Genomic DNA, 19,096 nt, shown 5'->3' with positions numbered 1-19,096 from the left:
CACATGACGATTGCCGAGAACGCCGCCGACCCGACCGCCGCGGAGGCGGTCCCGCGGCCGGGGTATCCGCGTCCCGACCGGGACCGATCCGAGAGATGGCTGAGCCTCAACGGCCGCTGGCGATTCGCCGCGGCCGACGGTGCACCCGAGTCGATCACTGTCCCGTTCGCTTGGGAGACAGCGGCTTCTGGCGTGCACCGGACCTGGCTAGAACACGCCGTCTACTCGCGCACGGTCACGGTTCCGCCGGAATGGACCGGACGCCGGGTCGTGCTGTGCTTCGGCGCGGTGCATCACCGCGCGGTCGTCTCGATCGACGGGACGTCCATCGGTTCGCACGTCGGCGGACACAGTTCGTTCGAGTTCGACGTCACCGACGTGCTGAAGCCGGGCCGGGTCGCTGAGTTGACCGTCGAGGTCGAGGCACCTGCGGACAAACGCGAAATCCCGCACGGCAAACAGCGTTCGATCCCGCGAGACGACTACGACGGCGTCTCGTTCACGCCGACGTCCGGGATCTGGCAGAGCGTCTGGCTCGAGGCCCGCGGGCGCACCTACGCCGCCGAGGTTTCCGTGCGCGGGGATTCGCTGACCGGCTTTGACGTCGCGGGCGAACTCGCTGGGGATGCTCCGGACAATGCCGCCGTGGTCGCGCTCCTGGAGGGTCGCGAGGTCGTCCTTTCGGTGCGGGACGGGCGGTTTTCCGGACGGCTGGAGGTTCCGTCACCGCAATTGTGGAGCCCGGAATCGCCGCACCTGTACTCCATCGCGCTGACTGTCGGCGAAGGCGACTACGCCGACCAGCTGACCGTGACCGGCGGGCTTCGTCGGATCGAAACGCGCGGCGAAGCGATGTATCTCAACGGAGAACGGCTGTACGTGCGCGGCGTGCTCGACCAGGGCTACTGGCCGGAGTCGGGGCTCACCGCGCCCGATGACGAAGCTCTGGTCCGCGACCTCGAACTGGCGCGGGAACTCGGCTTTTCACTGGTACGCAAGCATCTCAAGGCCGAGGAACCGCGATGGCTCGACCACGCCGACCGGACCGGGATGCTGATCTGGGCCGAACCGCCAGCGCCGAGCCGGTTCAGCCCGGCCGCCGCGGCGGCGTTCGAGGCACAGCTGCCTGACTTCGTCCGGCGCGACGGCAACCATCCGTCGATCGTGATCTGGGGGCTGTACAACGAAGAATGGGGCCTGGACTGGGACATCCCGGGCAGCCCGGAGCGCGCCGCCGCGGCCGTGCGCGCCTACGACCTCATGCGCTCGCTCGACGACACCCGGCCGATCGTGGAGAACTCCGGCTGGGCGCACGTGAAGACCGACCTGGTCGATTGGCATTACTACGACGAGAACCCGCGCAACTGGGCGGAAAACCTCGCCGCGCTCGCGTCCGGTGAGCGGGAGTCGTTCGAGGTCAAACTCCGCCCGGACTTCCTGGTCGACAAATCGTTCTACGGTTCTGCCGACTTCCCGCGCTCCGGCGTGCCGGTGCTGAACAGCGAGTACGGCGCGGGGTTCACCAGCCTGGAGCGGGCGTGGCACGTGCGCTGGCAGACCCAGGAAATCCGCAGGCACGACCGGTTTTCCGGCTACATCTACACGGAACTGACCGACGTAGAACACGAAATGGCGGGCCTGCTGGACACGCACCGGCGACCCAAGGACTGGGGCGGGCTCAACCCGGCCGACGCCTTCGCGGCGACCACCCTGGTCGTCGACCTCGTGCCCGCGCACGCCGGCGCCGACCTGCCGGTGCCGACGGAACCGCTGACCCTCGACGTGCACGTCTCGCACACCGGCCAGGAGCCGATCGCGGGAACTCTGCACGCCGGGTGGGGCGCGTCAGGTTCGCGCACTCTGCCTCTCGCGGTGACTTCCCTTGCCGCGCAGGCGAAACCGTTCCGGCTCAGCGACGCGTTCCCGCTGACCGTCCCGGCACCGAGCAGTCCGGCACGACTGCACCTGTGGCTGGAAACGGACGGCAAGGTGATCGCGCGGACCTTTGTGGACGCTGCGGTCGTGGAGGAATTGAACCGACGGGGTGCGCGTAGCTGATCAAAGGGGCGGCCAGCTGAACTGGCCGCCCCTTCCTGATCAAGCTGGAACGTGCCAAACCTGCGTGAACAAACCATTGCAGTCATAGATCTGCAACTGCGTGCCGTCCGCGGTCTGAGCCTGCGGATCGTCGAGGCACCGACCGGACTGCGGGTTGTAGATCGACCCGTCCGCCCGCGCTTGCCACTGCTGCGCAGGCGTACCGAGACAGTCGCGAAGCTCCACTTTGGACGAATTCGCGGTGCCGCCGCCGACGATGTTCAGGCATTTGTCGAAAGCCCGGATCGTGCCGTCAGTTTCTAGCGACCACTGCTGACCGGTCGCGATCCCGCAGGTGTACAGCTGCACCGCATTGCCGTTGACCGACGTGTTGGTGTTCACGTCGACGCACTTGCCGGTGGTGCCGGGTCCGGTGATCTGGCCCTGCGCGTTCGGCAGCGTCGCCGTGCCGAAGTCCGTTTCGCATTTGCCGGTGGACAAATGCGTGCCCGCGAGCATCAGGAAGGTGTTGCCCGAAGGCGCGCCCAGCAACGGCGAGCTGTACCCGGCACAGGCCGTCTCGCCCGCGTCGTAGCCGCCGGTCGGCGCGGTGGTCACTGGCGTGGTGATCTCTTGCCATGGCCCGGATCCGAGGTTCCGGTTCACGAACAGCACGTGCCCGTCCTCCGGCTGGATCGCCAGCGAGCCGTCCGTGCCCGCGACGACCCGCTGTCCGGACGCGACGAGGGTCCCGTTCGCGCCGCCCGCCGGCGACCAGGTCAGGTACGGCGTGTGCAGCAGGAACCGGTGGTCGGCGGTCTCGATCCGGGTGCCGAGGCTGCCGGGGTTCCACGATTCGGCGTCCGGGGAGGTCTTGAAGTAGACGTCGCAAGCCTGGTCTGGATCGAAGCCGGCTTTGCAGTCCTCGTAGGTCATCGCGTAGGTGCCGTTGGGCAACGGGACGACGGTGGCCATCCCGGGCCGCTCGACGCCGTTCTGCACCGCGACGTCGTAGACCTCGTTGCCCCAGGTCAGGCCGCCGTCGGTGGAGACCGTGTGGGCGAGGACCTGGGCGTAGTTGTTGGCCGACGGGCGTTCGTCGGAGAAGTAGCAGATGAGCCCGTGATCGGTGGTGGCGAACTCCGGCTCCCAAATGCCGTGGCCGATCGTGTTGGCCATCCCGGACTCGGCCGCGCACGAACTGCGGTAAGTCCAGCTCGCACCCTGGTTGGTGGACACGAAAACCTCGACCGCCTGCTGCGTGTAGTCGCCGTGGTTCCAGGCGGTGCCCGCGGCGAGCAGAGTGCCGGCCGGCAGCGACCCTTCGGCGCGCGGCAGTTCGTAGAGCGTCGGGCCGTCGAGATCCCAGCCGTGCTGGGTGTCGGTGACCGTGCTGATCGGCGAGGACGTCCAGGTGACGCCGTTGTCGGTCGAGCGGTAGACCGGGAAGTTCGCCTTTCCGACGCCGGTGCCGGAGTGCGAGAACGTGGCCAGCAGGGTGCCGTTCGCGCTGCCGTTGTGCGCGAGGCGGATGACGCGCGGGTAGCTGGCGTCCTCAGTGGAGCCGCTGGCGGTGCTGGGCCGGTAAAGCACCCCGCCGGAGGTGGTGGCCGCGGTGGCGGTGCCCGCCGGAAACGCTGCTGTGAGGGCGGCGCCGAGCACGACAGCGGCGACCAGCGCGCCGCGCCGTCTCGGACGAGATCGGGAAGTGTGGGGACCAGGCGACATGAGCGTCACTCCTAGGACGGGACGGCGCCACAACCTCCTTGGCTGCTCCCCTTCCCGGGCACAACGGCCCGCGCGCGGCAACTGTCCGCCGTCGCTTCTCGAAGAGGTGGCCGCCGGGGGACCCAGGCCGCTTTGCCATCGTGTGAAAACCTGAGCGTACTCCGATTTGCACACGTTGCAAGAAACTGTCCGGCGGACACCCGCCCACACTCGGATGTCCGCGCGCCGTCCACCGACGAGCGACGCGAGAGCACGCAGCGAAGACCACTCGACGGACCGCGCTGGTCCGCACGGGCGATCCGTGAAATCGGCGGAGTGGCAGGACTTCCGCCGCGCCGGTCGGGTCTGTTTGCCTCGTGGAGTCGGCACCCACGGAACGCGAGGGGAGCACGCGTGCAGCCGTTCGTCCTGCCCGAGTTCTATCTGTCGTACCCCGCCCGGCTGAACCCGCACCTGGACGGCGCGCGGAAGCACAGCAAGGCGTGGGCGTACTCGATGGACATGATCGACGTGCCCCAGCACGGCACCGTCATCTGGAACGAGCACGACCTCGACTCCCACGACTACGCCCTGCTGTGCTCCTACACCCACCCCGACGCCGCCCCGCGGGAACTCGACCTCGTCACCGACTGGTACGTCTGGGTCTTCTACTTCGACGACCATTTCCTGGAACTCTTCAAACGCACCGGCGACATCGAACACGCACGCGATTACCTGGACCGCATCGCCCGCTTCATGCCCGCCGAAGGCGCCATCACCGACACTCCGGAAAACCCCGTCGAACGCGGCCTGACCGATTTGTGGAACCGCACTGTCCCCCACCGATCCGCGGGCTGGCGCCGCCGCTTCCGCGAAAGCACGCGCAATCTTCTGGACGAATCGCTGTGGGAACTCGCCAACATGAACGAGGGCCGTATCGCGAACCCCATCGAATACGTCGCGATGCGCCGCAAAGTCGGCGGTGCCCCCTGGTCCGCGAATCTGATCGAACATTCCCTGAACGCCGAAGTCCCCGACGAAATCGCGGCTAAACGCCCGATGGAAGTCCTGCGCGACTGCTTCGCCGACGCCGTGCACCTGCGCAACGACCTCTTCTCCTACCAGCGCGAAGTCGAAGACGAGGGCGAACTTTCCAACAGCGTCCTGGTCTTCGAAAAGTTCCTAGGCTGCACCACTCAGCAGGCTGCAGACGCAGTAAACGACCTCCTGACCTCACGCCTGCACCAATTCGAACACACCGCGCTCACCGAAGTCCCGGCTCTCTTCGAGGAACACGGCGTACACCCCGCCGGACGAGCCGAAACCTTCGCCTACGTCAAGGGCTTGCAAGACTGGCAATCCGGCGGACACGAATGGCACCTGCGCTCAAGCCGTTACATGAACGAAGGGGCCCTAGACGCCCACGGCGGCCCAGAATTACTAGGCGGCCCGTCCGGACTGGGCACCTCCGCAGCCCGAATCTTCCGCTCTATCGCCACCACCGCACCACAACGCGCACGAGCCTTCTCCCACCAGCCCTATGAAAAACTAGGCCCAGTCACCCTGCCCGCCCTACCCCTGCCGTTCCCTTTGCACCTAAACCCACACCTAGCCGCGGAACGCAGGAAAATCACCGCTTGGCCGCAGCGGATAGGAATGCTGTCCGAATCGGTGTGGGACTCCACCCGGCTACGCTTATCCGACATCCCGCTAGCCTCCGCGGGAATCAGCCCCGCCGCTCCCCCGGAGCAATTGTCCCTCATCAACGACTGGCTGACCTGGGGCACCTATGCCGACGACTACTACACAGAAGTCTTCGCCCACGACCTGCCCGCCGCCCGGCTGGCCACCGAACGCCTAAAACTCTTCATGCCCACCGACGGTTCCCCGCCGCCCGCGCCCCTGACCGCCCTGGAAACCGGCCTGGCAGACCTGTGGCAACGCACCACAGGCCCGTTGAGCCCCGCAGAACGCGAAACCTTCCGCGGCACTGTCGAGGACATGATCGACGCCTGGGTGTGGGAACTGGCCAACCAAGCCCAAAACCGCATCGCGGACCCCATCGACTACGTCGAAATGCGCCGCCGCACCTTCGGCTCCGACCTGGTCACGAGCATCAGCCGACTCACCAACAGCCGCACCGTGCCCCAGGAAATCCACCGAAACCGAGTGATCGAGGCATTGGAAGATTCAGCCGCCGACTACTCCTGGCTGATCAACGATCTGTTCTCCTACCGCAAGGAAATAGAATACGAAGGCGGCCTGCACAATGCGGTGCTGGTAGTCCGATCCTTCCTGGACGTGGAGCAAGATCAAGCCCTGCGGATCGTCGCGAACCTGGCAGAAGCAAGACTGGCAGAATTCCGACACGCGGTTGATGTCGGCTTGCCGGGCCTGTTCGCCGATTACGGCCTGGACGCGGAAGCGCAGGCGACGCTCACCGACTACGCGGACCTGCTGAAGAACCTGATGACCGGAATCGCGAACTGGCACCGCGAATGCGCCCGGTACACCGACGAGGAACTGGACCGAGTCCGGGCTTCGCGAGTCCCCACCGACGAGCCGAGCGACGCGGCGGAACCACCCGACACGTCCAAGGCACTCCTGCACCCAGGCTGCACCGGCACCGAGCCCGTCCCGATCGGCACCAAACCCAGCCCCCACCCCAGCGGCCCGACCGGCCTGGGCACCCAATCCCTGCACATCCCCACCCCAGCCAGCTCGGCCGCGCCCTAACGCCGTGAGGGGAACCCTCACAGACTCTGATTCCCTCAAGGAGCCCTTCACGGACCGCCCACCACCCGCCAGAACGCGCCCCAATGCCGCATTGGGTGCATCCCACGCACCCAATGCGGCGTTCGGTGCATCTGACGCACCCAACGCCACATTGGGGCGCTAGCCCCCGCCACCAACAAACCGCACCGGTGCACCCAAGGTTCGAGGCACCCAGCCCCTCCCCCGCACCCCGATATAAGCCGTCCCTGCGGTCTGGGGATGCTTGTCAAGGCATCTTTCCCGCCTTGACAAGCACCCCCAGACCGTCAGCACAATCAAGCTTCGGGGTGCCCCACGCAACCCAGGTGCGCAAGGTCGCCGCCAGGCGACGAGCAGCCCCCGAACAGGGTGCCCCCCACCACTCCACCGAGCATCTCCCGGCACATCCAGCAATACTCGAACCCGTGACCAGCCCGAACCTCCACTTCCTAGGCCACGCGACCACCCGCGTGGAACTAGCCGGGCAGGTAGCCCTGACCGACCCAGTCCTCACCCGCTGGATCGGCCCCCTAACCCGAGTAGTCCCCAAACCAGACGTCACAGCCTGGTCAGCAGTAGACATCGTCCTCATCTCCCACCTCCACGGCGACCACCTCCACCTCCCCTCCCTGAACCTCCTAGGCAAAGCCACAAGAATCGTCGTCCCCAGAGGCGCAGGCTCCTGGCTGACCAAACAAGGCTTCACCGAGGTAGAAGAACTCGCCCCAGGCCAATCCACCACCTCCGGCCCCCTGAAAATCACCGCCACCGAAGCGGTCCACTCAGGCCACCGCTGGGGTCCCCGCCTGACCCACGGCCCGCAAAGCCCAGCCCTAGGCCACCTCCTGGAAGCCGACACCACGCGGATCTACTCAGCAGGCGACACCGACCTCTTCCCCGGCATGGCCGACCTGGGCCCAGTAGACGTAGCCCTGCTCCCAGTCTGGGGCTGGGGCCCCAACCTGGGCCCAGGCCACCTCACCCCAGAACGCGCAGCCGAAGCCGCCGCCCTCCTCCAGGCCCGCACGGCAGTCCCCGTCCACTGGGGCACCCTCGCTCTCCCCGGCATCCACCGCACGGCCAAGATGCGCAGGCTCCTCGTGGAACCACCACGCACCTTCGCGCACCATGTCCGCTGTCTGGGCCTGGACACCGAGGTCCTGCACACCCGCCCCGGCTCCGACGTCCTGTTCCCGGCCCGCAAGGAGCGCGGGTGAACTGGACAGACCCGTCAGCGATCGGCTATCCGGCGCTGTTCGGCGGAGTACTGCTCGGCTCCGTCATCCCGATCGTCCCGACCGGCGCGGTTGTCGGCGCGGCAGCCGCGGTCGCGATGACCACCGACCACCTCTCGCTCCCGCTGGTGATCCTGCTGGCCGTGGCAGGCGCATACCTGGGCGACGTGATCACCTTCGCCATCCCGAAACTCGGCAGCGAACCGCTACTGCGTTTCGTAGAACGACGCCAGCAAGCCGAACGCCTCGCGAAGGGCCGCGAGCAATTCGCGAGACGAGGCTGGCAGCTCGTGGTGATCGGCCGCCTAGTACCCGCCGGACGCATCCCAGTGCTGCTAGCCGCGGGCACGCTTGGCTACCCGTGGCGCAAGTTCCTGCCGTCCGGCCTCTTGGCCTGCGTGCTGTGGGCGGTGGCGTACTCGCTGCTCGGCATTCTCAGCGGCGGCATCTTCGACTCGCCGCTCGTCGCGACGCTGCTCGCCACCGTCCTGGTGCTGCTGGTGACCGTGCTGACCACGCTGATCTCCAAGAAACGGGCGGCCAACCAGACGGGAGGACCTCGATGACGACACCTGCTCCGGCGAAGGGCCGGTTGCTGCGCGGCGGCCGGGTCGTCGCGCGGGTCCTGCTGGTCTGGGTGGCGGTCACCGGCGCGCTGCGGCTGCTCGACGCGTGGCTCGACGGGTTCACGATGCAGTCCTGGTGGCAGCCGACGGTGTGCGCGCTGATCCTCGGACTGCTCGTCTCCGTGGTGTGGCCGCTCGTGGTGCGGGTGGCGTGGCCGATCGCGTACTTCACCCTCGGCGTCGGCACGTACATCCTGCTCAGTGCCGCGGCGTTGGCGATCCTGCAGGCCGTACCCGGTGTCGAGCTGCACGGTTTCTCGACGGCGGTCGTCATCACCGTCGCGATGTCCGCGGTGGGCGCGGTGATCTCCAGCGTGCTGGCCGTCGACGAGGACGAAATCTTCTTCCGTCGCGCCGCGCGCCGCCGGCGGAAAGCGAAGCACCGCACCGATTTCGCCGATCAACCGCCCGGTGTGGTCTTCCTGCAGATCGACGGGCTCGGTTACGACACCGTTCGCCGCGCTGTCCGGGACGGTGACATGCCGACCTTCGCCAAGTGGCTGTCCGAGGGCACGCATTCGCTCACCCGCTGGCACACCGACTGGAGTTCGCAGACCGGCGCGAGCGTCTGCGGGATCCTGCACGGTTCGAACCACGACATCCTCGGTTTCCGCTGGTACGAAAAGGATCGCGACCACGTCATGGCGTGCGCGCATCCGTCCGACGCGGCCGAGATCGAGCGGCGGCACAGCGACGGGCACGGGCTGCTGTCGATCGGCGGCGCGAGCCACGGCAACCTCTTTTCCGGCGACGCCCCGCACGTCAGCCTGACCATGAGTTCAGTGCCGGTCCTCACGCCGCGCAAGCGTCGCCGGGACCGCGTTGGCGCTGGATATCGCGCCTACTTCGCCAACCCCGTCAACGTGTTGCGGACCTTCGGCGTCGCGCTCGCCGACGTCGTCCGTGAGCTGTCCGCAGCGGCCAAACAACGGCGCGCCGGCGTGCTGCCACGGATCCCGCGCGGCGGTGTCTACCCGCTCGCCCGGCCGGGCACGACGGTGATCGCACGCGACGTCGTGGTGTCCGCGATCATCGGCGACCTGCTCGCCGGGCGGCCGGTGGTGTACGCCGATTTCCTCGGCTACGACGAGGTCGCGCACCACTCCGGCATCGAACGATTCGACACGCTGGAGGTGCTGCGGTCGATCGACCAGCAGTTCGCGCGGCTGCTGCGGGCCGCTCGGCTCTCGCCGCGGAAGTACCACATCGTCGGGCTGTCGGACCACGGACAGACCCAAGGCCAAGCGTTCGTCGACCGGTTCGGCGAGACCATCGAAGCGCTCGTCGGACGGCTCTGTGGCGGGGAACCTGTTGCCGAGCAAGGAAAGCGTCGACAGGCGGAAAGCTGGCAGGTCAACGCCGCGCTGGCCGAGGCGACCGCGAGCGGCGGCCTGATCGCGCGACGGCTGCGGGCCCGGGTCGAAGGCGCGGAAGGAGCCGAAGACCGCCCACGCACCGCGACTGGCTCGCCGGGCCAGGTCACCCGCGTAGCTCCCGGGGTGGTCGCCGTGGTGTCCGGGCACGTCGCGATGGTGTCGTTCACCGAGCACGAGGGCCGGGTCGAACTGGAGACGATCGAACGCGAGTACCCGGACCTGCTGCCGACGCTGGTCGACCACGACGGCGTCGGATTCCTGTTGGTCCGCAGCCGCGAGTTCGGCCCAGTAGTGCTGGGCCGCGACGGCTTGAAGCGGCTGGCGACCGGCGTCGTGATCGGCGAAGACCCGCTGGCCGACTACGGTCCCTACGCCGCTGAGCTGGTCCAGCGCGTCGACAGCTTCCCGCATTGCGCGGACATCATGATCAACAGCCGGTACGACGCGGACTCCGACCAGTCCTCGCCGTTCGAACGGCACGTCGGCTCGCACGGCGGGCTCGGCGGACCGCAGCAGCGGGGCTTCCTGCTGCATCCGCGAGAATTCCCCGCACCCGGCGAACCCGTCGGCGCGGAAGCCGTGCACCGCGTGTTCCGCGACTGGCTCACGTTCCTCGGCCACCCGGAACCCGGTGCGGCCGAAGGCAAAACCGCTGTCGTCCCCTCGGAGGTAGTGTCATGAGCAACCCGATCGTCTACGGCGCGAGTTGGTGCCCGGACGTCAAACGCAGCCGCGCGCTGCTCGACGCGAAGGGCGTCGAGTACGACTACGTGGACGTCGAGGCCGACCCCGCCGCCGAAGCCCGCGTACGCCAGCTTCAGGACGGCGCTCGCCGCATCCCGACCATCGTCTTCGCGGACGGCAGTCACCTCGTCGAGCCGAGCGACGACGAACTGAACGCCCACCTCGCGCGGTGACCCCGCTGACGGAACTTCCCCTGGGCACGCGGGTTGTCGTGCGGTATCGGATCGAGGGCGGATTCACTGACGCCCTCGGTCCGTTGCGCGCTCGCGACGCTGAGACCTGCACTGTCGAGACCAAACGCGGACTGGTCGTCGTGCCGTTGGCCGAGGTGGTCGCCGCTAAGCAGGTGCCGCCAGCGCCGCAGCGGAAATCGAGTGGCCCGCCAGAGCCGAATTTGTGACGATCACCGGATGCGCACCTTCGACGAACTGGTGGACGAGGCCTCAACGGTATCCGTGGACGGCTGGGATTTCTCGTGGCTCGACGGACGGGCCAGCGAGCAGCGACCGTCGTGGGGGTATCAGCGGCTGATCGGCGAGCGGATGCGGGACGTCCAGTCCGTTGTGGACATCCAGACCGGCGGCGGAGAAGTGCTGGCAGGCGTGCCAGTGCTGCCACCGCTCACAGTCGCCACCGAATCGTGGCCGCCGAATCTCGAGAAGGCCGCCGCGTTGCTCGAACCTCGAGGCGCGACCGTCGTCGCGGACACCGACGAGCCGCCACTTCCGTTTCAGGACAACACGTTCGAGCTGGTCGTCAGCAGGCATCCGGTGACGGTCTGGTGGGACGAGATCGTGCGGGTCCTCAAGCCCGGCGGCAGCTATCTGTCGCAGCACGTGGGGCCGTGGAGCGTGTTCGAGCTGGTCGAGTACTTCCTCGGGCCGCAGCCGCCGGAGGTCCGCAACAGCAGGCATCCGGACCGCGCGAAAGCCGAAGCGGAGAAGGCCGGGCTGGAAGTGGTGGACCTGCGCTTCGAAGAGTTGCGCACTGAGTTCCACGACATCGGCGCGGTGATTTACTTCCTGCGCAAGGTGATCTGGATGGTCCCGGGGTTCACTGTGGACGAATACCTGCCGCGCCTACGCGAGCTGCACGAGGAGCTGCAGAAGGGGCCGTTCGTGGCGACGACTACTCGGTACCTGATCGAGGCGCGCAAGCGATAGCCGCCTCGATGCCGTCCGCCAGCACCGTCACGCCAGCGTCGAAACTGAGCCGCGCTTCGTGCTCCAAATAGGACACTCCGGCGGGCGGTGGCGGCGAACTCTCCTCGCCTAGCCGCGCGACATGCGGATACCGCTCGGCCAGATCGGGAGCCAGCTCGCCGAGTGCGGACGTCCGCACCCGCCACCAGTCCTCATCGGACAGTCCGGTTTCCTTCAGCGCCAACCGTGATTCCGCAGCGATCTGCACCGCGCCGCGCACGACGTTGAGCAGCGCGCCCACCAGCCGCCGCACCTGACCGGCGGGCAGGCCGGTCGCGAACAGCACCCGCAGCACCGTTTCCTGCATCCGGAACTCCCCCGGCCCCAGCACCGGACGCGCGTAGGACACCTGCAGCAGCCACGGGTGGCGCAGATGGAAGTCCCACAGGTCACCGGCCAACGACACCAGCGCCGGACGCCAGCCGCCGGACAGGTCGTGGTCGTCGCGCAGGTCGCCGAACACCTGGTCGCACATCAAATCGATGAGCTCGGTCTTGCTCGGCACGTACGTGTACAGCGCCATCGCGGTGCGCCCGAGCCGATCCCCGACCGCGCGCATCGACAACGCCGACATGCCCTCGGCGTCGGCGAGTTCGATCGCCGCGCCCACGATGAGGTCGACGCTCAGCGCGGGTTTCGGCCCCGGCGCGCTGCGCGATTCGACGCCCGCGCGCCACAGCAGCTCCATCGAACGGCGGGCGTCGCCCTGCCCCGCGAACACGACCACCGGCGACCCCTTTCCCCATACAGGATAAAGGACCGCCGGGGCCGTCGGCTCAGCCGTCCACCTCGATCGCGAGCGCCGGGCAGAGCTGCGCCGCCTCCTTCGCCTGCGCGTGCAGGTCCTCGGCCGGGTTTTCCCGCAGCAGCACCACGATCCCGTCCTCGTCGCGCTGATCGAACACCTCGGGCGCGACGAGCACGCACTGCCCGGCCCCGACGCAACGGGACTGGTCGACGACCACCTTCATCTCGCGACTCCTTTCACCAGGTCACGGGGAGTTCGTGCACCCCGTAGACGACCATGTCGTGCTTGAACTTCAGCTCGTCCACCGGCGCGGCCAGCCGGAGCGTCGGGATCCGCCGGTAGAGCGTCCGGTACACCACCTGCAGCTCGACCCGCGCGAGCGGCTGGCCGAGGCATTGGTGCACGCCGTAGCCGAACGCGACGTGGTGGCGCGCCTTGCGGGTGACGTCGAGCTTGTCCGGCTCCGGGAACTGCGTCTCGTCGCGGTTGGCGATGTCCGTGGCCGCGACCAGGCCCTCGCCCTTGCGGAGGGTCTGCCCGCCGATCTCCAGGTCTTCGAGCGCGACGCGGCGGCGTCCGGAGTGGACGATCGTCAGGTACCGCAGCAGTTCCTCGACCGCGTTGGCCAGCAAGGCGTCGTCGCCGTCGCGAACCGCGGCGAGCTGATCCGGGTTCTCCAGCAACGCGACCGTGCCGAGCGCGATCATGTTCGCCGTGGTCTCGTGTCCGGCCACGAGCAGCAGCTGTCCCATCGCGGCCGCTTCCTCGACGGTCATCGCTCCGGTGGCGACCGGTCCGGTCGCGAGCCTGCTGAACACGTCGTCGGCCGGGTCGTCGATCTTCTTCTCGACCAGCCGCCCGAGATAGCCCTGCAATTCCTCCGCCGCCGCGAGCGACTCTTCGGCGGTCGCCTCTCGCGAGACCAGGACCTTGCTGCAGCGATGGAAGAAATCGCGATCGTCGTACGGCACGCCGAGCAGCTCGCAGATCACCAAGGACGGCACCGGCAGCGCGAACGCCTGCACGAGGTCGGCGGGTTTCGGACCGGCCAGCATCTCGTCGAGCAGTTCGTCGACGATCTGCTGGATCCGCGGCCGCATCGCCTGGATCTTCTTCACCATGAAATCGCCGGTGAGCAGCCGTCGCTGGGCCGAGTGCTCCGGCTCGTCCATCCCGATGAACGACTTGAACCGGCTGCGCCGCGCCTTGACCCCAGGCGTCTGCGACGGATAGCCGGCGCGGTCCGGATCGGCGCTCACCCGCGGGTCAGTGAGCAGCGCGCGAACGTCTTCGTAGCGGGTGAACAGCCACGGTTCGCTGCCGTCCCAGATCCGCACGCGAGACACCGGCTCGTCGCGCAGCTTGCGATCGAGTTCGGGCGGCGGATCGAACGGGCAGCGTCCGCGGCTCATCGGGAAGTGCTCTACGGGCCGGGCCTCCGGCATCACAGCCTCCTGGAGGAGAAGTCACCAAACGAGTGTTCGGATACTTACTGAACACATGTTAGGCGTTGTGGTGAACGATTGCCCAGGAGCGCGGCTCAAGATCACCGGGATGGCCGTGGACGAGCGTGGCAAACGGGGAGAAAACGCCCGTGGCTCAAGCGAAAATGAGCGCCAGCAGTTCGTCGGCGAAGCTCACGACTTCGTCCCCGCTCGGCTGCCTTCCCGTCGAGTGGAACAGCGCGACGCGGCCGTGCGCGCCGACGAACGCGATCACTCCGGCCCGTTCGGCGGGCACCCGGAGCGCGGAGCCGGACTCGGCGCAGCGGGCGAACGCGGCGGTGATCCGGTCGACGAGATCGATCGCCGGACCGTGCGGCCGGACATCCGGCGAAGTGCGGCTCGACCCGTTGGCCGTCATCAGGCGGTAATGGCCGGGGTTGGCCATCGCGAACCGGCAGTACGTGTGCAGCAGCGCCCGCACCCGGCCCACCGCGTCGCGGGCGGGAACCCGGGCCTCGGCCGCGTCCATCTCGAGGCGCAGCCTGCCGAACTCGTACTCGGCGAGCCCGGTGACGAGCGCGGCCCGGTCGCTGAAGTGCTGGTAAATGCTGGCCGGGGCGATGCCGACGGCGCGGGCGACCCCGCGGATGGTGAGCGCGTCCTCGCCGTCGAGTTCCGACAGGAGCTTGCTGGCCGCGGCGAGGATTTCCCCGCGCAGCCGTTCGCCCTCGCCCCAGCGGTTGCGCGTGCGGGCCTGGACTTCTTCGGACACTTGCCCATTGTTACCGCTCGCGTTGCCCTAGGCCGCCCCGCCCCGCCGCGGATGTCGATCGTTTCGTCGCCCGGCAGCCATCCGAGGTTCACCAACTGGGCGGGGGCGGCCGATAGCGTTCGCCGGTGGACGATCAGGGGTGGCTGGACGACTTCCAGCGGCGGATTGACGAGATGCAGGCCAAAAGCGCTGCGCTGCAGGAGACGCTGAGCACCGCGGAGGGCCGCGCCAAATCGGGCGACGGGCTGGTGTCGGTTTCGGTCGCCCCGAACGGCGCGCTCAAGAACCTCGAGATCGACGACCGCGCCCTGCGGCACGGCGGCGCCCGGCTCACCGCCTCGATCATGGACGCCTACGGCAAAGCGCAGCGCCAGGTGTCGCGCGACGTCATCGACGCGTTCGAGCCGATCGCCGGCGACAGCGAGATGATGAACGTGGTCAAGTCGTATCTGCCAGAGCCGGAGGAAGAGCCGGAGCCTCAGCCTCCCGCCGAGCCGCCGCGACCCGAACCGCCCGCGCGGTATCCAGGACCTCAGCCGGGCAGCACCACTCCGCCGGGCAGCGCGGCTTTCGGCCGCCCGATGCCCCCGCCGGCCGGCGCGACCCACAGCCGTCCGCCGATGCCGCCGCCTGGCACCACCCCGCCGCCCCCGGCCGCGCCCGAACCGCCCCGGCCGACGTCCGGTCCGCACCGCAGGCGCGCCGCCGGTGAGGACGACGACGAGATGCAGCCCTGGTGACGGCTTGTCAACCCGTCGTTAGTGGTGGGAAATCACCATTTACCGGACCGTACGAATGGGGGGTCACATTCCGGGAGCTTCTGCCTACTTTGGGTTGAGCGCGCGCAAACCCGGCAAACTCCCCAATCCCCCAGGAGCTTTCTTATGTCCAGGAAGTTCGTGCTGTCCGGCGCGGTCGCACTTGCCGTCGCCGCCACGCCGCTCGCCGGCGCCGCAGCAGTCGCTGCTCCGGCTCCCGCCCCGTCCGTCGCCGCGACGACCACGGTCTACTACTCGACGGCAGGCGCGCCGTCGTTCCGGGCCGCGATCAACGCGGGCGCGGCGAACTGGAACCGCGCGGTGACCAACGTGAAGCTGGTCGAGCGCTCGTCCGGGGCCTCGCTGCGGTACGTCGAGGGCAACGACCCGCGCGGGTCGTACGCGCAGACCGACGGACACGGCTACGGCACCATCTTCATCGACTACACCCAGGCCCGCCAGTACGACAACACGCGGATCACCGCGCACGAGACCGGCCACGCGCTCGGTCTGCCGGACCACTACTCGGGCCCGTGCTCGGAGCTGATGTCGGGCGGCGGCCCCGGCCCGTCCTGCCACAACGCCAACCCGAACTCGCAGGAAGCGTCCCGGGTGCAGCGGCTGTGGGTCAACGGAATCCGCGCGGCGGCCGGACCGCAGCAACGGATCTACGAGCAGATGCCGGTCGGCTGAGACGGATAAGCGAGCGGCGGCCGGGTGCGTTCCGGCCGCCGCTTCGCTGTCAAGGCTTCCTTGTCGGATAGCGCCGTTCGGGCCCGGGTCGAGGTCGGAATCCTCCTTTTCGGCCGCGACCGGGACTACCCGGACGCCGCCGGTGGTTGGCTTGCCTTCAGACGAAGGGGAGGCATTCATGGCGGAAATCGTTCTGGTCCACGGCGCTTGGAGCGACGGGTCGGCGTGGCTGGAGGTGATCCCCGCGCTGCATCGGCAAGGACACCGGGTCCGTACGGCGCACCTGCCGATGACCTCGCTCGCGGACGACATCGCCGAGGTCCGCCGGGAAGCCGCCTCCTTCAGCGGCCCGGTCGTCCTGGCCGGCCATTCCTACGGCGGCGCGGTCATTTCCGGTGCGGCGAAAGACAATCCGCAGGTCAACGCCCTGGCTTACTTCGCGGCGTATGTTCCGGACGAAAGCGAGACCGTCACGTCGCTGAACGACCAGTTCCCGGACTCCCCCGGCAACGACGCGATGGTGTTCCACGAGGACGGCTGGTCGTCGGTAGACCCGGACCGCTTCCACTACGCCTTCGCCGCCGATGTCGCGCACGAACGAGCCGCGGCGCTGGCCTCGGTGCAGCGACGCGCCCGTACCGGGTGTTTCATCGCTCCCGCCGGGCCTGGAGCTTGGCGTGACCTGCCGACCGCTTACGCTGTGTCCACAGAGGACCGAATCCTGAACCCGGACCTGCAGCGCTGGCTCGCCGAGCGGGCTGAGGCGGATTGTGTCGAACTGGCTGCCAGTCACTATTCGCTGCTCTCGCAACCGGAGGCGGTGGCTACGGTGATCGACAAGCTCGCTACTCGCGGCGGGTAGCAGCTACTTCCCCGCAGCGGCTTTGAGGACCGCGAAATCCGCCGCCAGCATCGGTCGCGCGTGCCCGGGGCGCGGAGTCCGCGGCTCCCAGACGACGGTGACCGGCACCGTCGTCAGCCCGAGCCGCAGCGCGACGGCGATCCGGTGGTTGCCGTCCAGCGTGCCGAAATCCTCGCAGAACCCGAGCCGCAACGGCGTGCGGATTCCGTGCCGCGCGATGTCCTCGGCAAGAGCGTCGAGATGCTGCGGGGTGTCCACCAGCGCGGAGCCCACCGCTTCCCGGTCCACCGCCCGGTACCGGACCACGAGCGGGACAGGCAGTTCAACCGGCATCCGTCCATCCTGGCACGGCGGAAATTCAGTTGCCCAGTCCCGATCGGAGCGCCGAGTATTCCCGCCATGGCCACCGAACCCGCCCGTCGTCATCCGTCCCGCTGCCTCGCCGCGCGCGGCAAGCAGCAGACGGCGCAGGAAGGGACCAGCCAGGCAGTCCGATGAGCGCCGCGCTGGTCGCGGGGCTCATCGCCGGCTACGGGATCGCCATGCCGGTCGGCGCGATCGGCGTCTACCTGGTCGAACTCACCGCGCGCACGTCGTGGCGGGTCGGGGCGGCCGCGGCGATGGGCGTGGCCACCGCGGACGGTGTTTACGCCGTTCTCGCCACCACCGGCGGTGCCGCGCTGGCCCCGCTGCTCGCCCCGATCACCACTCCCCTGCGCCTGACCTCCGCCGCCGCTCTGTTCCTGCTCGCCGCGTGGACCGCGGTCCGGGCGATCCGGCGTTATCGATCCGCCGATACTCCTTTGCCGGCAACGGAACCACACCCGCTGCGGGCATACGCGACGCTGCTCGGCCTGACCCTGCTCAACCCGTCCACCATCATCTACTTCACCGCGCTCGTCCTCGGCGAACGACCGGCGAACGGCACCGTGTTCGCCGCCGCCGCGTTCGCCGCTTCCGCGAGCTGGCAACTGTTGCTGGCCATCGGCGGCGCGTTGCTCGGACGCGGCCTCACCGGTCCGCGCGGACGGCTCGGTACCGCCCTTCTGTCCAGCGCGGTGATCCTCGTGCTGGCGGTGCGGCTCCTCTAGGAAACGACCGTGCTTTCCCTTACCTCCAGGGAAAACGGCGGCTGCACCGAACGCGGCGCGGCACTCTCGGTACCGGCTAGGCGGCTGTGGATCAGGTCGATCGCGGCCTCGGCGATGGCCGCCTTGTCCGGCGAGATCGTGGTGAGCGCGGGCAGGCTGAACGCGCTCTCCTCGGTGTTGTCGAAGCCGACGATCGCGATGTCGTCCGGCACCCGCAGCCCGTGCTCGGCCGCCGAGCGCAGCGCGCCGACGGCCAGCAGGTCGTTGAAGCAGAACACCGCGTCCGGCGGTTCTTCCTGTGCCAGCAAGCGTTTCATCGCTGCCGCACCCTCGGCGCGGTGGTACTTCGCCACCGGCTCCACCAAGGAATCCGCAGACGGCAAGCCCGCATCCGCCAGCGCGGCCCGATAACCGGCGAGCCGCAGCGACGACGTGCCGCGCTTGGGGTTCGCGCCGATCGCGGCGATCCGGCGACGGCCGAGCGAAACCAGGTGCGACACCGCCACGTGCGCGGCCTGTACGTTGTCGATCGCCACCCGGTCCAGTGCGACGTCCACCGCGTGTTCGCCGAGCAGTACCAGCGGGATTTTCCCTTCCGCATCAGGGAAATCGTCCGCTTCGAGCGCTTCGGGATGCACCAGAGCGCCGTCGACCAGATGCGGGCCTAATGAGTCCACAGTGGCCCGTTCCCGGTCGCGAGTCCCTTGCGTCTGCTCGATCAGCACGCTCCAGCCGCGGCGCTGCGCGGCGGTGATCACCAGCCCGGCCATTTCGCCGAAGTACGGAATGCTCAGCTCCGGCACCATCAACGCCAGGAACCCGGTCCGCCCGCGCCGCAGGTTGCGCGCGCCGACGTTTGGCCGGTACCCGGTCGCGGCCAGCGCCTCTTCGACGCGCCGCCGGTTCTCCGGCTTCACGAACGCGTAGCCGTTCACCACGTTGGACACGGTTTTCACCGAAACGCCCGCCAGCGTAGCGACGTCCTTCAGGGTCACGGCCACGCTGACTCCTCATCTCGTCCGCCCAGAGCCCATCACGAGCCCGCG

19 protein-coding genes are annotated in these 19,096 nt (G+C 68.5%); 12 read left to right on the top strand and 7 right to left on the bottom strand.

Features of this window, described 5'->3' with window-relative positions:
- The first annotated feature begins 3 nt into the window (after nucleotides 1-3).
- On the top strand, nucleotides 4-2,058 hold the full coding sequence (locus tag ACWDNU_RS11435) for a glycoside hydrolase family 2 protein (RefSeq protein ID WP_449668702.1): 2,055 nt from the start codon (nucleotides 4-6) through the stop codon (nucleotides 2,056-2,058).
- Between the two features lie 39 nt (nucleotides 2,059-2,097).
- Here the strand turns inward: ACWDNU_RS11435 and ACWDNU_RS11430 are convergent, their stop codons facing one another.
- On the bottom strand, nucleotides 2,098-3,765 hold the full coding sequence (locus ACWDNU_RS11430; RefSeq protein WP_449668701.1) for a ricin-type beta-trefoil lectin domain protein: 1,668 nt from the start codon (nucleotides 3,763-3,765) through the stop codon (nucleotides 2,098-2,100).
- Nucleotides 3,766-4,158: 393 nt separating this feature from the next.
- Between ACWDNU_RS11430 and ACWDNU_RS11425 the strand changes: the two genes are divergently transcribed.
- From ACWDNU_RS11425 to ACWDNU_RS11395, 7 genes are all read left to right on the top strand, one after another.
- A complete protein-coding gene (locus tag ACWDNU_RS11425) occupies nucleotides 4,159-6,480 on the top strand; it encodes a terpene synthase family protein (protein WP_449668748.1) in 2,322 nt (773 codons plus the stop codon).
- A gap of 443 nt (nucleotides 6,481-6,923) precedes the next feature.
- Entirely contained in the window at nucleotides 6,924-7,715 is a 792-nt protein-coding gene (locus tag ACWDNU_RS11420; protein ID WP_449668700.1) for an MBL fold metallo-hydrolase, read from the top strand.
- Entirely contained in the window at nucleotides 7,712-8,299 is a 588-nt protein-coding gene (locus tag ACWDNU_RS11415; RefSeq protein ID WP_449668699.1) for a DedA family protein, read from the top strand. Before ACWDNU_RS11420 ends, ACWDNU_RS11415 begins: the two co-directional genes overlap by 4 nt.
- Complete coding sequence (locus ACWDNU_RS11410; RefSeq protein ID WP_370940024.1) at nucleotides 8,296-10,416, top strand: phage holin family protein; 2,121 nt, start codon at nucleotides 8,296-8,298, stop codon at nucleotides 10,414-10,416. The genes ACWDNU_RS11415 and ACWDNU_RS11410 overlap by 4 nt, the downstream gene beginning before the upstream one ends.
- Nucleotides 10,413-10,652, top strand: a complete 240-nt coding sequence (locus tag ACWDNU_RS11405; RefSeq protein WP_009073409.1) for a glutaredoxin family protein — start codon at nucleotides 10,413-10,415, stop codon at nucleotides 10,650-10,652. The genes ACWDNU_RS11410 and ACWDNU_RS11405 overlap by 4 nt, the downstream gene beginning before the upstream one ends.
- Nucleotides 10,649-10,879 carry a putative acetyltransferase gene (locus tag ACWDNU_RS11400; RefSeq protein ID WP_449668698.1) on the top strand — a complete coding sequence of 77 codons (231 nt, stop codon included), beginning with the start codon at nucleotides 10,649-10,651 and terminating at the stop codon, nucleotides 10,877-10,879. Before ACWDNU_RS11405 ends, ACWDNU_RS11400 begins: the two co-directional genes overlap by 4 nt.
- Before the next feature lie 10 nt (nucleotides 10,880-10,889).
- On the top strand, nucleotides 10,890-11,642 hold the full coding sequence (locus tag ACWDNU_RS11395; RefSeq protein WP_449668697.1) for a class I SAM-dependent methyltransferase: 753 nt from the start codon (nucleotides 10,890-10,892) through the stop codon (nucleotides 11,640-11,642).
- Here ACWDNU_RS11395 and ACWDNU_RS11390 read toward each other — a convergent pair.
- The 4 genes from ACWDNU_RS11390 to ACWDNU_RS11375 form a co-directional block, all read right to left on the bottom strand.
- A complete protein-coding gene (locus tag ACWDNU_RS11390; protein ID WP_449668696.1) occupies nucleotides 11,608-12,408 on the bottom strand; it encodes a TetR/AcrR family transcriptional regulator in 801 nt (266 codons plus the stop codon). The two genes, ACWDNU_RS11395 and ACWDNU_RS11390, sit on opposite strands and share 35 nt — an antisense overlap.
- Nucleotides 12,409-12,457: 49 nt before the next feature.
- Nucleotides 12,458-12,652, bottom strand: a complete 195-nt coding sequence (locus ACWDNU_RS11385) for a ferredoxin (RefSeq protein WP_449668695.1) — start codon at nucleotides 12,650-12,652, stop codon at nucleotides 12,458-12,460.
- 13 nt (nucleotides 12,653-12,665) lie between these two features.
- Complete coding sequence (locus ACWDNU_RS11380) at nucleotides 12,666-13,874, bottom strand: cytochrome P450 (RefSeq protein ID WP_449668694.1); 1,209 nt, start codon at nucleotides 13,872-13,874, stop codon at nucleotides 12,666-12,668.
- Between the two features lie 154 nt (nucleotides 13,875-14,028).
- Nucleotides 14,029-14,646: a TetR/AcrR family transcriptional regulator gene (locus ACWDNU_RS11375; RefSeq protein WP_449668693.1), complete on the bottom strand. Its 618-nt coding sequence runs from the start codon at nucleotides 14,644-14,646 to the stop codon at nucleotides 14,029-14,031.
- A 125-nt stretch (nucleotides 14,647-14,771) separates the two neighbouring features.
- Between ACWDNU_RS11375 and ACWDNU_RS11370 the strand changes: the two genes are divergently transcribed.
- The 3 genes from ACWDNU_RS11370 to ACWDNU_RS11360 all read left to right on the top strand — a co-directional run bounded on the left by ACWDNU_RS11370 (nucleotide 14,772) and on the right by ACWDNU_RS11360 (nucleotide 16,959).
- Nucleotides 14,772-15,386: a YbaB/EbfC family nucleoid-associated protein gene (locus tag ACWDNU_RS11370; protein WP_449668692.1), complete on the top strand. Its 615-nt coding sequence runs from the start codon at nucleotides 14,772-14,774 to the stop codon at nucleotides 15,384-15,386.
- A 144-nt stretch (nucleotides 15,387-15,530) separates the two neighbouring features.
- A complete protein-coding gene (locus ACWDNU_RS11365; RefSeq protein ID WP_370940032.1) occupies nucleotides 15,531-16,097 on the top strand; it encodes a snapalysin family zinc-dependent metalloprotease in 567 nt (188 codons plus the stop codon).
- Nucleotides 16,098-16,275: 178 nt separating this feature from the next.
- Nucleotides 16,276-16,959, top strand: a complete 684-nt coding sequence (locus ACWDNU_RS11360) for an alpha/beta fold hydrolase (RefSeq protein ID WP_449668691.1) — start codon at nucleotides 16,276-16,278, stop codon at nucleotides 16,957-16,959.
- A 3-nt stretch (nucleotides 16,960-16,962) separates the two neighbouring features.
- On the opposite strand, the gene ACWDNU_RS11355 is transcribed toward ACWDNU_RS11360, so the two are convergent.
- The gene (locus tag ACWDNU_RS11355) at nucleotides 16,963-17,292 is read right to left on the bottom strand and encodes a ParB N-terminal domain-containing protein (RefSeq protein ID WP_370940034.1); all 330 of its coding nucleotides are present in this window, start codon (nucleotides 17,290-17,292) and stop codon (nucleotides 16,963-16,965) included.
- A 161-nt stretch (nucleotides 17,293-17,453) separates the two neighbouring features.
- Between ACWDNU_RS11355 and ACWDNU_RS11350 the strand changes: the two genes are divergently transcribed.
- Entirely contained in the window at nucleotides 17,454-18,050 is a 597-nt protein-coding gene (locus tag ACWDNU_RS11350; protein ID WP_449668690.1) for a LysE family transporter, read from the top strand.
- Here ACWDNU_RS11350 and ACWDNU_RS11345 read toward each other — a convergent pair.
- Nucleotides 18,047-19,051, bottom strand: a complete 1,005-nt coding sequence (locus tag ACWDNU_RS11345) for a LacI family DNA-binding transcriptional regulator (protein ID WP_449668689.1) — start codon at nucleotides 19,049-19,051, stop codon at nucleotides 18,047-18,049. The two genes, ACWDNU_RS11350 and ACWDNU_RS11345, sit on opposite strands and share 4 nt — an antisense overlap.
- Between the last annotated feature and the right edge of the window lie 45 nt (nucleotides 19,052-19,096).

It is taken from the genome of Amycolatopsis sp. NPDC003676, from assembly GCF_053587275.1.
Note: the sequence above shows the minus strand (reverse complement) of the source record. Positions and strands in the feature narration are given on the sequence as shown.